Raw genomic sequence first — 12,585 nt, forward strand, 5'->3', positions numbered from 1 at the left:
CCGATGACCTTTCTCTATGCCCTCAGGCTGAATGCGCGGCGGTTTCCGACGAAACCCGCAGTGGTATTTGAGGGACGCAGCCAGACCTACACAGATTTCCTTGACCGGGTGGAACGGATGATGACGGTGCTGGCGCGGCGCGGCATCGGACCGGGCGACAAGGTGGCGGTGATCTCGGAAAATCATCCCGATTTCCTTGCCGCCTATGTGGCGGTGACGGGGCTAGGCGCAATTCCCGCACCGATCAACTATCGCATCGCGCCCGAAGTCATGGCCGATGTGGTTGCCCGCTCGGACAGCAAAACCCTGCTGCTGGGCGATGCGGCGCTGGATCATGCCGATCTGTTCCGGACCGTGGTGGACGACATCGTCACCATCGGCGACGGGGCCCCGCAAGGACTGCCGCGCCTGTCGGACCTTCTGGCAGACACACCGCCCGATCCGCCGCAAGGGCAGGACGGCACCACGATCATGCTGCACACGTCGGGGACCACCGGCAAGCCCAAGGGCGCGCTGCGCAGTCTCTTCGGCATGGAGGAACGCGCCATCGAGCAGCGTTTCCGCCCCGACGACCGGGCGCTGTCGGCGCTGCCGATCTGCCTGTCGGCCGGCTGCACCTATACGCTGCTGCCGCTTTATCTGGGTGCCAGCGTCTATCTGATGCGCCGCTTCGACGGGGCCGCCGCGCTGCGGCTGATCGAAGACGAGCGGCTGACCGCCACCATGCTGCTGCCCGCCATGCTCCAGCGGATGGTCGAGGCCGAGGGGTTCGCGAGCGCCGATCTGTCGTCGCTGCGGACTTTGCAATCTGGCGGCGGCGAGATGTATCTCGACCTCAAGCGTGCCGCGCTCGACAAGTTCGGCGATGCGCTGATGATCTATGCCGCCTCCAGCGAAGCAGGACCCTATGCCAACCTGACCGCTCGGGATCTGCGCCGCAACCTTGCGGGCAACTGCGTCGGCCGCCCCTTCTTCGGGGTGGAACTCAAACTGCTCGACGACGATGGAAACGAGGTGCCGCAGGGCGAGGTCGGCGAGATCTGCACCCGCAGCGAAAGCCGCTACGACGGGTATTACAAGGATGAGGCGCTGACCGCTGAAACCCGGCGCGGCGACTATCTGACCGTGGGCGATCTGGGCCGGATCGACGACGAAGGGCTGCTCTGGTTCACGGGTCGCAAGCGCGACATCATCAAGAGCGGCGGCATCAATGTCTACGCCCCCGAGATCGAGGAGGCGCTGGCCGGCCACCCGGCGATTGCCGAGGCGCATTGCATCGGCCTGCCCGATCCGCACTGGACCGAGGCGATCTGCGCAGTGATCGTGCCCGCGCCGGGCGCGCAGCTGACAGCGGCCGATGTGATCGCCCATGCCGAAACCCGGCTTGACCGATACAAGCGCCCGCGGCGCGTGGTCTTTATGACGGCGGTGCCGCGCAACCTGACCGGCCGCGTTCTCAAGGCTGAACTGAAAGAGGCAGTGCTAGCGCTGCCAGAGGAGGAAACCCAATGACACGGCCCGATCTTTCGGCCCTCAAGGGCCAGCAACTCTACTGGGAGGACCTGAACGAAGGCGACCAGTTCGATAGCCCCACCCGTACCATCACCGAGGCCGACGTGGCGAATTTCGCCTGCCTGTCAGGCGACTTCAACCGGCTGCACGTCGATGCCGAATATGCCGCCGATTCGGCCTTTGGCCAGCGTATCGCGCACGGGCTTCTGGTGGTGTCGGTGATGTCCGGGCTGACCACGCGGATGCTGATGAACACGTTCCTGGAACCCTCGCTTCTGGGGTTGCTCGACATGCAGTGCAGCTTTCCCAACCCCACCTTCATCGGCGACACGATTGGCGTGCGCGTTACCGTAGCCGAGAAGCGCGAGACTTCGAAACCCGAACGCGGCATCCTGTCGTTCCGGCGCGAGGTCATCAACCAGCGTGGCGAAACCGTGGTGGAAGGGGTCTGGAAACTGCTCGTCCGGCGGGCGCCGCAAGGTGGCTAAGCCGGTGGTCGCCCGCGACTTTCCCGATCTTTCGCGGCTCTTGTCGCCACGCAGCGTGGCGATCCTGGGCGCCAGTGAAAGGCCCCGTAGCGTGGGCAGCGACACCTTGCTGAACCTTGCCGAGCATTCCGACTTCGATGGGCAGATCTTTCCGGTCAACCCCGGGCGTGAAAGGGTGCATGGTTTGCGCGCCTATTCTGCAATGTCGGCCTTGCCTGGCCCCGTCGATGTGGCGGTGGTGTGCCTTCCAGCCGATGCGGTGGTGGGCGCCTTGCGCGATTGCGCGGCAGCAGGAACGGGGTTTGCGGTGGTCTTCACCTCTGGCTTTGGCGAAACCGGGGATGAGGGCCGTGCCGTCGAAGCCGAGATGGCTGAAATCGCCCGGCAAAGCGGGATGCGCATCTACGGGCCGAACTCGCCAGGGCTGAGCAACATCAACCGCCGCCTTGGGCTGACCTTTTCACCGGTATTCAAGAACGACACGCTGAGCGGCGGCATTGGGCTTGTCACCCAGGGCGGCGGACTTGGCCGCGCCTTCATCCAGGCAAGCGAACGGGGTATCGGCGTTGGCCTGTGGTGCTCTACCGGCAACGAAGCGGACCTGACCATGGCCGATGTCGTGTACCACATGGTGGGCGATCCCGACATAAAGGTAATCGCCCTTCTCGCCGAAGGCTTCCGCGACGGGCCGCGCTTTCTGGCAGCTGCCCGCGCCGCTGCTCGCGCCGGCAAGCCGGTGGTGGCGATGAAGGTGGGCAAGTCGGACTATGGCGTTGCTGCCACCCGTTCGCACACCGCCGCGCTTGCCGGATCGGCGGCGGTCACCTCGGCACTGTTTCGCCAGCATGGCATCGTCGAGGTGGAGGATCTGGACGAATTGATCGATACGGCGGCGCTGTTCGAGCGCGCCGGCATCGCCCCGCGGCGGGGGATCTGCGTCTATTCCTTCTCGGGTGGCACAGCGGCGCTGGCCGCCGATATGGTGGGCAGCGCCGGGCTGATCCTGTCCGAACTGGCCCCCGGCACCCGCGCGGGGTTGCGTGCGCTGGCCCCGTCTTATGCGGCGGTCGATAACCCGGTGGACCTGACCACCCAGGTCTTCACCCAAGACAAGCTCAACCGCGATTGCCTGTCGCTGGTGGCGCGGGACCCGGCCACCGATGTTGTGCTTCTGCCGATTCCCGCCGACTACGGCCCGATCACCGACCGGTCCGCCGACGACATGGTCGCGCTGGCGCCGGACAGCCCGGCTCTGCTCCTGCCGGTCTGGATGAGCGGGCATCGCGCCGCTGGCTATGCCACGCTGAACGCGGCAGGGCTGGCGCCTTTTCGCAGCCTCGGCAAGGCAGTGACGGCGTTGAAGCGGCTGATCTGGCGCGGCGACTGGAGCCCCTCGGGGACCTCCACGCTTGCTCTACCCGCATTTCCGCCCGGCGAGCTTGACGAGGCTGCCGCCAAGGCGGTGCTGGCCGACCTGGGTCTGACCGTGCCCGAAGGACGGGTCGTGACCAGTGCCAGACAGGCAGGCGAGGCGGCGCGCGGGATCGGCTTTCCGGTGGTGCTCAAGGCGCTGGTGCCCGGTCTTCTGCACAAGACCGAAGCCGGGGCCGTGGCCGTCGGGCTGATGGATGAGCAGGCGCTGGCGGCGGCCTGGGGCGCGATGATGACATCGCTTTCAGCACAGGGGCACAGGCTGGAGCGCGCTCTGGTTGAGCGCATGGAACATGGGCCGGGCGTCGAGGTGATGGCGGGACTGCACCGCGATCCGGTGTTCGGCCCGGTGGTGAGCTTCGGCCTCGGCGGCGTGATGGTCGAGGCGCTTTCTGACGTCACGCACCGCGCCGCGCCCTTTGGGCGGGACGAGGCGCTGGCGATGATCGACGAGATCCGCGGACGCGCACTGCTGGGTCCGCTGCGCGGCCGCCCCGGCGCCGATCTGGGCGCGCTGGCCGATCTTCTCGTGATCCTGGCCGCCCTGGGTGCGCGCGGCGACATCGCGGAGATGGATCTCAATCCGGTGCGCGCCGGTCCGGCGGGTGCGACGGTGCTTGACGCGGTGATCCTGCGCGCTCCGACCGAGATAGAAGGAAAGGCAAGGCAATGACGGCAAAGACGGACATCGGTTTCACCACCCGCGACCGCATCTATGTGCGCGGGCGCGATCTGGCCGATGAGATCCTGGGCAAGATGGATTTCGTCGACATGATCTATTTCACCGCCACGGGGAAAGAGCCGGATGCCCGCACCCGCGCGATGACCAACGCGATCATCGTCACCGCCACCGATCACGGCCTTACCCCCAGCGCCATCGCCGCGCGGATGACCATTCTCGGCGCGCCGGAATCGCTTCAGGGTGCGGTGGCCGCGGGCTTGCTGGGCGCGGGGAACCATTTTCTCGGCACCATGCAGAACGCCGCGGCCTTTACCCGCGACGAGATCGGCGAGCTGTCCGACAGCGACGACGACGCAGCCTATGCCGCCCGCGCGCAAGAGGCCGTGCGCGCCTTTCGCGCGGCGCGCCGGATCGTGCCAGGCCTCGGTCATCCGATCCATGTCGACGGCGACCCCCGCACGCCGGTCCTGCGCCGGATCGCCGGCGAGAATGGGTTCGACGGGCGGCACTGGCGCTTCATGGCGGCCGTCGAGGCCGCCGCCCGCGAGGAATATGGACGTCTGCTGCCCATCAACGCCGCCGGCGCGGTCGGGGCCACCGTTTCGGACATGGGGCTTGCCCCGATCTGGGCGCGGGCCTTCGCCCTGATTGGCCGATCCGCCGGGCTTCTGGCGCATCTGATGGAAGAGCTCGAAAATCCGCAGGGTCAGAAGATCTGGGACATGATCCTGGAACAGGACGACTCGGCGGAATGCGCCGGGATTGCCGACCCGGACCGCGCAGACAGCACGGGAGAGCAAAAATGACTGGCACTGCACCGCTTTCGGGGCTTCGCGTTCTCGATCTGACCGAGCTTCTGCCTGGGCCCTATGCAACGCAGCAACTGGCCGAGATGGGGGCCGAGGTCATCAAGGTCGAACGTCCCGCGGGCGACGCCGCGCGCGCCATGTTCCCCGGCCTCTTTGCCGCCGTGAACCGCGGCAAGAAAAGCATCGCCCTGAACCTAAAGGATGACACAGACCGCGCGGCTTTCCTGCGGCTGGCCAAACGGGCGGACGTCGTGATCGAGGGTTATCGCCCGGGCGTGACCGCGCGGCTGGGCATCGACTATGAGACGCTTTCGGCGCTCAATCCCGGCCTCGTCTACTGTTCGGTCAGCGGCTATGGTCAGACCGGGCCGGCGCGCGACTGGCCGGGGCATGATCTGAACTACGCGGCGATGGCGGGCGCGGTGGCGATCTCGGGCGCGCCCGACGGACCGCCTGAATACACGACGGGCGTGCCGATCGGGGATCTCTCGGCAGCCATGTATGCCATCATCACCATTCTTGCTGCGTTGCGCGGACGCGACGCCACGGGGCGGGGCCAGTATCTGGACGTGGCGATCACCGACGCGCTGGCCAGCTGGGTCGCCCCGCGCTACGGTGTGTGGGACGCCGGACGCCAGGCCGGGCGCGAGATCACAAAGGCCGATATCCTGCGCCGCGCCGCCTATGGTATCTTCGCGACCGCCGACGGTAAATACATCACCATCGGCGCGATCGAGACGCATTTCTTCCGCCGCCTGATCCGTGCCACCGGGATGACGGGCTTCGACGATCCTGCGCTTGACGACTTCGCCGCACGCACCGACCGCACGGATGATATCCGCGCCGCCCTGACCCCGCTGATCGCCGCGCGTCCCTATGCGCATTGGGCGGAGATCTTCGAGGCCGAGGATGTTCCCTTCGCCCCGGTCAACGGGCTGGAGGATCTGGCCCGGGACCCGCAGCTCAAGGCGCGCGGGATGGTGCGCTCAGCCGGCGCGGCCCAGGTGATGGCCTTCCCGGTGCCGATGGCTGGGATGAGTGATCCGGCGGGCCACGTCCCGGCAGTGGGCGAGCATCAGGCCGAAATTCTGGACCAAGCCGAAAAGCTGGAGTGAGGACCGATGCAGTTTGAGCTGGACGACTGGCAGGAAACGGCGCGGCGCAGCTTCCGCAAATACCTTGACGCCGAGGTGGCGCCCCTGGTCGAGGCGCACGAGGATGCCCACCGTCCGCCGCCGCCCGAAGTGTTGCAGAAGATGGGCGAGTTCGGCCTGCTGGGCGGTCTTTTGCCAGAGGCGCAAGGCGGTGCCGGGCTTGATTATCTGACATATTGCGCGCTGCTGTGCGAGCTGTCTCAGGTATGGCCGTCGCTGCGCAGCATCGTCAGCACGTCGAACCTTGTCCTGATGATCGTCGCGCAGCATGGAACGCCGGAGCAACAGGCAATGTGGCTGGGCGATCTGGTTTCGGGTCGCAAGACAGCCTTTTTTGCGCTGACCGAGCCGAACGTCGGCTCGGACGCCAGCAACGTGGAAACACGGGCCCGGCGCGACGGTGATGGCTGGCGGCTGAACGGACGCAAACTGTATATCTCCAACGGGACCGGGGCCGATCTCGGGGTGGTTTTCGCGCGGTCGGGCGACGGCGAACGCGCGGAGGTATCGGCCTTCGTGGTCGAGGCGGGAACAGCAGGGTTTTCAACCCGAGAGGTCCGCAGCATGGGCATGAATTCATGCCCGCTAGGCGAGCTGCTGTTTGAGGACGTATTGCTGCCCGCAGACCACCTGATCGGCGCCGAGGGCGAGGCGTTCGCCATCGCCAAGCATTATCTGAACGTGGGGCGCTGTTTCGTTTCTTTCACCTGCCTGGGCCTGTCAATTGCCGCCTATGAGGCGGCGCTGCGATATGCGGGCGCGCGAGAACAGTTCGGACGCAAGATCGGCGGGTTTCAACTGGTCCAGCAGATGATCGCAGATATGTTGACTGGCGTGGAAACCTCGCGGTTGCTGGCGTGCCGGGCCGCTGACGCGCTGGATCGCGGGGCACCGGATCGCGGCCGGGCCTGTTCCATGGCCAAGCGTCACAACTCCGATACGGCTCTGCGGGTTTGCGAGACTGCCCTGCAAGTGCACGGCGGGGCCGGATACACCCGTGATTTCCCCGTCGAGCGCTATTATCGCGATGTGCGACATCTCACGATCGCTGAAGGCACCAACCAGCTTCAGGCGCTGCTTCTGGCACAGGGGGCCCTGGGCATCTCGGCGCTACGGGGCTGATCGGTCCGCAGTTTGCGCACGGTCTGTCGCCGCTGCCGGTCTGAATGGCAGGCGGAATGCGGGCACAGGGCGGGTCAGATTCCCAAATACGAACGGCGCACGTGATCGTCGTGGCGCAAGACGTCAGAGGCTGCGGCGAGGGCGATTGTCCCGTTTTCCAGAACATAGGCGCGGCTGGCGAAATCCAGCGCCATGTAGACATCCTGTTTCACCAGAAGAATGCTCAGGCCGGTGCGGCGCCGACCGTCGAGGGCCTCGTACATCTGCTCGACCATCAGAGGCGCGGGGCCGAGCGACGGCTCGTCGAGCATGATCATGCTGGGCCGGGCCATAAGCGCGCCCGATCGCCAGCATCTGCTGCTGACCGCCTGAGAGCCCTCCGGCAAGTTCGCGGGCCTTCTGGCTCAGCATCGGAAAGGGCGTCCTTTCGGTCTTTCGCGTCGAGTGCGGCGCTCGCACCCACGATCAGATTTTGCTCGACCGTGAGTGACCCGAAGACGTGCCGCGCCTCAGGAACATGGACGAGGCCGAGGCGCGGAATCTCGCTGGCGGCAAAACCGCCGATTTCCTTGCCATCGTGGCGGATCGCTCTGGAACGGGCGGCCACAAGGCCCGAAATCGTGCGCAGAAGGGTAGATTTGCCCGCGCCGTTCGGTCCGATCACAGCCACGACCTCGCCCTCGGCCGATCTCGATGCTGACGCCGTGGAGCGCGTCGAGCAGACCGTAACCGGAGACGAGAGACTCGATCGACAGCTTCATCTTGGGCCCCGGTTATAGTTTTCGCATCAGTTCAGAGGATTGGGCTCTTCCACAGCCACCTCTGGCGGCCAGATCGTGACCTTTTTCGTGCCGCCGTTCTTCCATTGCGCGATCAGGTTCTGCGATCCGACGTTCCTGCCGTGTTCGTCGAATTTGATCCGCGAGAACGGCGAGATCAGCTGATCGCCGGGGATGTCGATCTTAAGGATGGCGGCGCGAAGGTTCTCGGTCGTCAGTTTCTGGCCGGACTCAAGCGTCTTCTCCAGCACGGCCTTCAGCGTGTAGACACCGCGGTTGCACATCGACGCATAGCTTGACGGCACGATGCCGTGCCGTTACTCGTAAGCCTTCACAAAACGCTGGGCGCGGTCCATGTCGGGATTTTAGTAGTCCACCGTGCTGAGATTGACGTCCTCGACGAAGCCCCTGTCCACCAGTTGCGGGGTGCGCACATCACCCGGACCGCCACTGATTCCGACAATGTAGGGCTTGAAGTCATGCTGCTGCATTGCCTGGAGCTTGGTCACCACATCTTCGGTGTAGCCGGCCCAGATCACCATGTTGGCACTCGATGTCTGCACCCGCTTGACCGGCGGCAGAAGGTTGCGATCGCTGCGCGAATACGGCGCGCTGGCGGCGATCTCGATGCCCCGCTCCTCCAGCAGAACTTCGATCCGCTCGATGGTTCCGGCGCCGCGCGGGCTGTCTTCATAAAGCAACGCCGGGACGACGTCGCCTTGCGTCATCAGGTGTTCGAAGAATTCCACGACCGTGGCCGCCTCGGTATCGGCTGTGATCTGATCGGAGAAATACCATTTGTAACCGCGCTCGAGGAGCTCGGCCGACACCGCCGGCGAGTTCAGGTGAGGAACCCGCGCCTGCTCGGCGAACTGCGCCGCAGCCGATGTGCCTGCGCTGATCTCGCAGCCAAGGATGACCGGAGCCCGCTCGAGGCGGGTCAACCGCTCCATCACCTGGCGCACCACCCCGGGATTGCCCTGTGTGTCGTAAAGTTGGATCTTCAGCGGCCGACCGGCGACGCCGCCATCGGCGTTGATGTGCTCAAGGGCAACTGCGATCCCCTTTTGCGCATCCTGTCCGGTCACGGCGATCGCTCCCGACATGGCGACGATCGCCGGCATCACGATTTCTTCGGCTTAGGTGTTTGATCCCACGGTTTAATGGTGTGATCCTTTCGCAGGAATGGAAGGAGGCCCTATGGGACAAGTTCGTCACGGAAGCGCCACGACCACGCACGCCGTCAGAACAGCAATACAGCGATCGCAAGCTTCGCTCGCGGCGCTGAGCCCTTGGGTCGCGGGTCGACTGACCGCCAGACTACGGCGCGCATTGCTGACTCGAAGGGTGCGATACCGCAAAGGGAAAAGAAAATGGACAGTCAGCCGCAGCAGCCAGCCGAGGGGGACGGACCGCTTGCGGGTTACAGGGTGCTTGATCTTTCGGTCAACGTGCTTGGACCGGTGGCGATCCAGATCCTCGGCGACATGGGGGCCGACGTCATCAAGATCGAGTCACCCGACGGCAACTACACACGCCAGGTGGGACCGTCGCGCAACCCGAAGATGGGGGCACTGTTCCTCAATACAAACCGCAACAAACGCTCGGTCGTGCTCGACCTGAAGAAACCCGACGCGCGGGCCGCGCTCCTTGATCTGGTGCGTTCCGCGGACGTGCTGGTGCATTCGATACGCCCCGGCGCCGCCGAACGGCTGGGCGTCGACTACGAGGCGATCCGCGCGGTCAATCCCCGCATCATTCATGCCTCGTCTTCTGGCTTCCGGCTGGATGGCGAGCGCCGCGACTGGCTTGCTTTCGACGATGTGATCCAGGGCGCCAGCGGCGTAGCCGGGATGATGGCCCGGGCCACCGATGAGCCGCGCTATTACCCACGGTAATCGCCGACAACTATGCGGTTACATCCAGGCATCGTCCATCGCGATGGCCTTCGTCTGGCGCGAGCGCACCGGCCACGGGCAGCAGGTAAACGTGCCGATGATGGATGCGATGGTCAACTTCAATCTGATCGAGCATCTCTGGGGCGCAACGCTCGACCGGCCCGATCTGGGCATGGGTTACAGCCGGGTATTCTCGCCCCATCATCGGCCTTATCCAACGCAGGACGGGCACATCTGTGTGATGGCGGCGATGGACAACCAGTGGCTGCGTCTCTTCGACGCCATAGGCCGGCCCGAGCTGCGCGACGATCCACGATTTGCCACAGCAGAGTTGCGCACCGATCACATTGACTAGTTATATTGGTTCCTCGCCGAGGCAATCGCGGGGAATACAACCGCCGAGTGGCGCCGCCGGTTCGACGCGGCCGACGTGCCGAATGGACCGGCCAACAGCCTGGAGGATCTGCTGGTTGATCCCTATCTGGTTCAAACCGGGTATTTCGAGCGCCACGAGCACCCGACAGAGGGCGCCGTCGTGACGCTCCGGATACCGGTCCAGTTCTCGGACAGCCCCGGCCGGGTGCGCCGGCTGCCACCGCGGCTGGGCGAGCACACGGAGGAGGTTCTGTCCGAAATCCGCCTTCCGCGTGCCGACGCCTGACGGAACCAGGCCAGGCGGGCAGCCGGTGCCCGGCTGGCCAGGATCGGTTCGCGGCCAACCGGACCCGCCTGTCCCAAGCTTCCGGCTCCGCCCATTTTGCTGCGCGGTATAGCCGCCATCGACCACCATTTCGGATCCGGTCATATAGGATGCCTCGTCGGACGCCAGAAACGGCACCGCCCCGGCTACTTCTTCCGGTTGGGCCGGGCGCTGCATGATCGTTGTCCCAAGTATATCCTTCTGACCGTCCGGGTCAGCCAGTCTGAAAGGAACCATCGCCGGAATCAAATGTGCGGAAGATCCTGTACGTTATCCATCCAGGATTTCTTTCGAGATGGTCATTCATGCGTCCTTTCGATGAAGCATGGACCGGATCAGTCATACACAAAAGGTCGGACACTCTCGCTGCCGCCCATCTGCGCCATATCGCCGAAACCCAATTCGCCCGCGCCGTTCGCGCATCAACTCGTCGCCGAGATCGGGACCGGCGAGGCGCATCTACGCCAGATCAATGTGGCCGAACGTATGCACGGCTCGCCCGGACTTCAGCTGCATAACGGACGACCAGGCTGAGTGTCGAAGGGCAGGATTCAGATGCACCCACCGGCTGACTTCTGCGCGTTTTTGGTGGCCTGGCCCGACACAGGAGCCGGGCCGTCCACGATCTGGTATCAGTTCCTTTTCAGCGCGGACCGGAAGGCTTCCAGGATCTCGGTTCCGGGCTTGCCTTGGGCATCGAGTTGCTCGGCCCATTCGGACCCAACCGTCGACAGGATCTGGTTCAGCTTTTCGACATCTCCGGCGGGCAGGTCAACGAAGGTCACGCCCGCCTCGGCGATCTGCTGCTTGACTTCAAGGTTCTGGCGGTCGGCAGTTTCGCATCCTGATCTGCCCCCATCGAGTGGTCCGGTTTGATTGTTAGTGCATGGTCGGCCTCTGGTCTATCGAGACGATGCTCTCGGGAGCTGGTGGACGATACCCAAGAGCGCTGTGCGGCCTGACAGTGTTGTAGTGTCGACGCCATCTCTCGATCAGGATTTGGGCTTCGCGTAGCGTGTAGAAGACCTCGCCGTTCAGCAACTCGTCCCGGAATCTTGCGTTGAAGCTTTCGCAGTAACCGTTCTCCCAAGGTGATCCTGGCGCAATGAAGGCCGTCTTGGCACCGACTGCGCCAATCCAGGCCCGCACCTTCTTGGCAATAAATTCAGCGCCATTGTCGGACCGTATGTATTCCGGCGGACCGCGCAGGATGAACAGGTCAATCAAGGCATCCACCACATCGCCAGAATTGAGCTTGCGTTTGACACGGATCACCAGCGCCTCCTTCGTGAACTCGTCAATGATGTTGAGCGTGCGATATACTCGCCCGTCGTGGGTCCGGTCCTGGACAAAGTCATAGGACCAGACATGGTTCGGGCGTTCCGGCCGGAGCCGAACGCACGAGCCGTCATTCAGCCAAAGCCGACCCTTCTTGGGTTGTTTCAGCGGGACTTTAAGCCCCTCCCGCCGCCAGATCCGTTCGACGCGCTTGTGGTTCACATGCCAGCCGCTGTTGTTCAGCATCCCGGTGATCATGCGATACCCGTAGCGCCCAAACTCTCGCGTCAGCGCGATGATGTCATCGGTCAGCCGTTCTTCATCCGGCAAACCGTTGGGCACCTTGCGCTGTGTCGAGCGATGCTGTCCCAATGTGCGGCAGGCCCGGCGCTCAGATACGCCAAGGGTCTGCCGCACATGGTCGATACATCGACGACGGCGGGCGGGGCTCAGTAGTTTCCCCGGGCGGCCTCGGTCAGGATCATCTTGTCCAACGTCAGATCTGAAACCGCGCGCCTGAGCCGGGCATTCTCAGTCTCGAGCTGCTTCAGACGTTTGAGCTGGTCCCGGCTCATGCCGCCATACTCTTTGCGCCATCGATAGTAAGTCTGCTGCGTCACGCCGATCTGGCGAACTGAGCTACCCCCCGAAATTCGGACACTGACATAAGCTATGATTTGCAGTCTGCTGATCTTCGACGAGAAGGAGATCAGAGATGTCGAAACGGAAGCA

Annotated in this window: 15 protein-coding genes; 8 read left to right on the top strand and 7 right to left on the bottom strand. The window is 64.4% G+C overall.

Annotated features, from left to right (window positions below; all coding sequences use genetic code 11):
- The first annotated feature begins 3 nt into the window (after positions 1–3).
- From IEV87_RS22070 to IEV87_RS22095, 6 genes are read left to right on the top strand one after another with little or no spacing between them, the layout of a single operon-like run.
- Entirely contained in the window at positions 4–1,512 is a 1,509-nt protein-coding gene (locus tag IEV87_RS22070; RefSeq protein WP_043752990.1) for a class I adenylate-forming enzyme family protein, read from the top strand.
- Positions 1,509–2,000, top strand: a complete 492-nt coding sequence (locus tag IEV87_RS22075) for a MaoC family dehydratase (RefSeq protein WP_027264371.1) — start codon at positions 1,509–1,511, stop codon at positions 1,998–2,000. The genes IEV87_RS22070 and IEV87_RS22075 overlap by 4 nt, the downstream gene beginning before the upstream one ends.
- A gap of 55 nt (positions 2,001–2,055) precedes the next feature.
- Positions 2,056–4,104, top strand: a complete 2,049-nt coding sequence (locus tag IEV87_RS22080; RefSeq protein ID WP_269902661.1) for an acetate--CoA ligase family protein — start codon at positions 2,056–2,058, stop codon at positions 4,102–4,104.
- Complete coding sequence (locus IEV87_RS22085) at positions 4,101–4,919, top strand: citryl-CoA lyase (RefSeq protein WP_043752984.1); 819 nt, start codon at positions 4,101–4,103, stop codon at positions 4,917–4,919. The genes IEV87_RS22080 and IEV87_RS22085 overlap by 4 nt, the downstream gene beginning before the upstream one ends.
- Positions 4,916–6,037: a CaiB/BaiF CoA transferase family protein gene (locus IEV87_RS22090; RefSeq protein ID WP_043752980.1), complete on the top strand. Its 1,122-nt coding sequence runs from the start codon at positions 4,916–4,918 to the stop codon at positions 6,035–6,037. The genes IEV87_RS22085 and IEV87_RS22090 overlap by 4 nt, the downstream gene beginning before the upstream one ends.
- A gap of 6 nt (positions 6,038–6,043) precedes the next feature.
- Positions 6,044–7,198, top strand: a complete 1,155-nt coding sequence (locus tag IEV87_RS22095; protein WP_048534159.1) for an acyl-CoA dehydrogenase family protein — start codon at positions 6,044–6,046, stop codon at positions 7,196–7,198.
- A 74-nt stretch (positions 7,199–7,272) separates the two neighbouring features.
- Here the strand turns inward: IEV87_RS22095 and IEV87_RS22930 are convergent, their stop codons facing one another.
- From IEV87_RS22930 to IEV87_RS22110, 4 genes are all read right to left on the bottom strand, one after another.
- Complete coding sequence (locus IEV87_RS22930; RefSeq protein WP_229737791.1) at positions 7,273–7,515, bottom strand: hypothetical protein; 243 nt, start codon at positions 7,513–7,515, stop codon at positions 7,273–7,275.
- Positions 7,512–7,868, bottom strand: coding sequence for an ATP-binding cassette domain-containing protein (locus tag IEV87_RS23090; protein WP_198952313.1), 357 nt, complete (start codon positions 7,866–7,868; stop codon positions 7,512–7,514). Before IEV87_RS23090 ends, IEV87_RS22930 begins: the two co-directional genes overlap by 4 nt.
- Positions 7,869–7,985: 117 nt before the next feature.
- Positions 7,986–8,282: a hypothetical protein gene (locus IEV87_RS22105; protein WP_133119767.1), complete on the bottom strand. Its 297-nt coding sequence runs from the start codon at positions 8,280–8,282 to the stop codon at positions 7,986–7,988.
- A gap of 60 nt (positions 8,283–8,342) precedes the next feature.
- Entirely contained in the window at positions 8,343–9,101 is a 759-nt protein-coding gene (locus IEV87_RS22110) for an ABC transporter substrate-binding protein (RefSeq protein ID WP_043752970.1), read from the bottom strand.
- 249 nt (positions 9,102–9,350) lie between these two features.
- Between IEV87_RS22110 and IEV87_RS23015 the strand changes: the two genes are divergently transcribed.
- Together IEV87_RS23015 and IEV87_RS23100 are read left to right on the top strand one after the other, a co-directional pair.
- Positions 9,351–9,875, top strand: a complete 525-nt coding sequence (locus IEV87_RS23015; RefSeq protein WP_268892969.1) for a CoA transferase — start codon at positions 9,351–9,353, stop codon at positions 9,873–9,875.
- A complete protein-coding gene (locus IEV87_RS23100) occupies positions 9,850–10,230 on the top strand; it encodes a CoA transferase (protein ID WP_198952311.1) in 381 nt (126 codons plus the stop codon). Before IEV87_RS23015 ends, IEV87_RS23100 begins: the two co-directional genes overlap by 26 nt.
- Here the strand turns inward: IEV87_RS23100 and IEV87_RS23105 are convergent, their stop codons facing one another.
- The 3 genes from IEV87_RS23105 to IEV87_RS22135 all read right to left on the bottom strand — a co-directional run bounded on the left by IEV87_RS23105 (position 10,231) and on the right by IEV87_RS22135 (position 12,545).
- A complete protein-coding gene (locus tag IEV87_RS23105) occupies positions 10,231–10,812 on the bottom strand; it encodes an SDR family oxidoreductase (RefSeq protein ID WP_444544312.1) in 582 nt (193 codons plus the stop codon).
- Positions 10,813–11,207: 395 nt separating this feature from the next.
- The gene (locus tag IEV87_RS22130) at positions 11,208–11,360 is read right to left on the bottom strand and encodes a hypothetical protein (protein ID WP_156127913.1); all 153 of its coding nucleotides are present in this window, start codon (positions 11,358–11,360) and stop codon (positions 11,208–11,210) included.
- A 94-nt stretch (positions 11,361–11,454) separates the two neighbouring features.
- Positions 11,455–12,545 (bottom strand): IS3 family transposase gene (locus IEV87_RS22135; protein ID WP_229737795.1). Its coding sequence is split into 2 segments (ribosomal slippage): positions 11,455–12,317 and positions 12,317–12,545, totalling 1,092 coding nucleotides; the frame shifts between segments, so codons are not numbered across the junction.
- Positions 12,546–12,585: the final 40 nt, after the last annotated feature.

This window comes from Primorskyibacter flagellatus, assembly GCF_014638275.1.
In the GTDB taxonomy this organism is placed as follows: domain Bacteria; phylum Pseudomonadota; class Alphaproteobacteria; order Rhodobacterales; family Rhodobacteraceae; genus Pseudooceanicola; species Pseudooceanicola flagellatus_A.

What these genes read in the sequence shown, in the direction of transcription:
- IEV87_RS22075 (WP_027264371.1), top strand. Translation starts at nt 1,509, where the DNA reads ATGACACGGCCCGATCTTTCGGCCCTCAAGGGCCAGCAACTCTACTGG.
- IEV87_RS22930 (WP_229737791.1), bottom strand. Translation starts at nt 7,515, where the DNA reads ATGATCATGCTCGACGAGCCGTCGCTCGGCCCCGCGCCTCTGATGGTC.
- IEV87_RS22085 (WP_043752984.1), top strand. Translation starts at nt 4,101, where the DNA reads ATGACGGCAAAGACGGACATCGGTTTCACCACCCGCGACCGCATCTAT.
- IEV87_RS22095 (WP_048534159.1), top strand. Translation starts at nt 6,044, where the DNA reads ATGCAGTTTGAGCTGGACGACTGGCAGGAAACGGCGCGGCGCAGCTTC.
- IEV87_RS23105 (WP_444544312.1), bottom strand. Translation starts at nt 10,812, where the DNA reads ATGGTTCCTTTCAGACTGGCTGACCCGGACGGTCAGAAGGATATACTT.
- IEV87_RS23015 (WP_268892969.1), top strand. Translation starts at nt 9,351, where the DNA reads ATGGACAGTCAGCCGCAGCAGCCAGCCGAGGGGGACGGACCGCTTGCG.
- IEV87_RS22110 (WP_043752970.1), bottom strand. Translation starts at nt 9,101, where the DNA reads ATGCCGGCGATCGTCGCCATGTCGGGAGCGATCGCCGTGACCGGACAG.
- IEV87_RS23100 (WP_198952311.1), top strand. Translation starts at nt 9,850, where the DNA reads ATGAGCCGCGCTATTACCCACGGTAATCGCCGACAACTATGCGGTTAC.
- IEV87_RS22070 (WP_043752990.1), top strand. Translation starts at nt 4, where the DNA reads ATGACCTTTCTCTATGCCCTCAGGCTGAATGCGCGGCGGTTTCCGACG.
- IEV87_RS22090 (WP_043752980.1), top strand. Translation starts at nt 4,916, where the DNA reads ATGACTGGCACTGCACCGCTTTCGGGGCTTCGCGTTCTCGATCTGACC.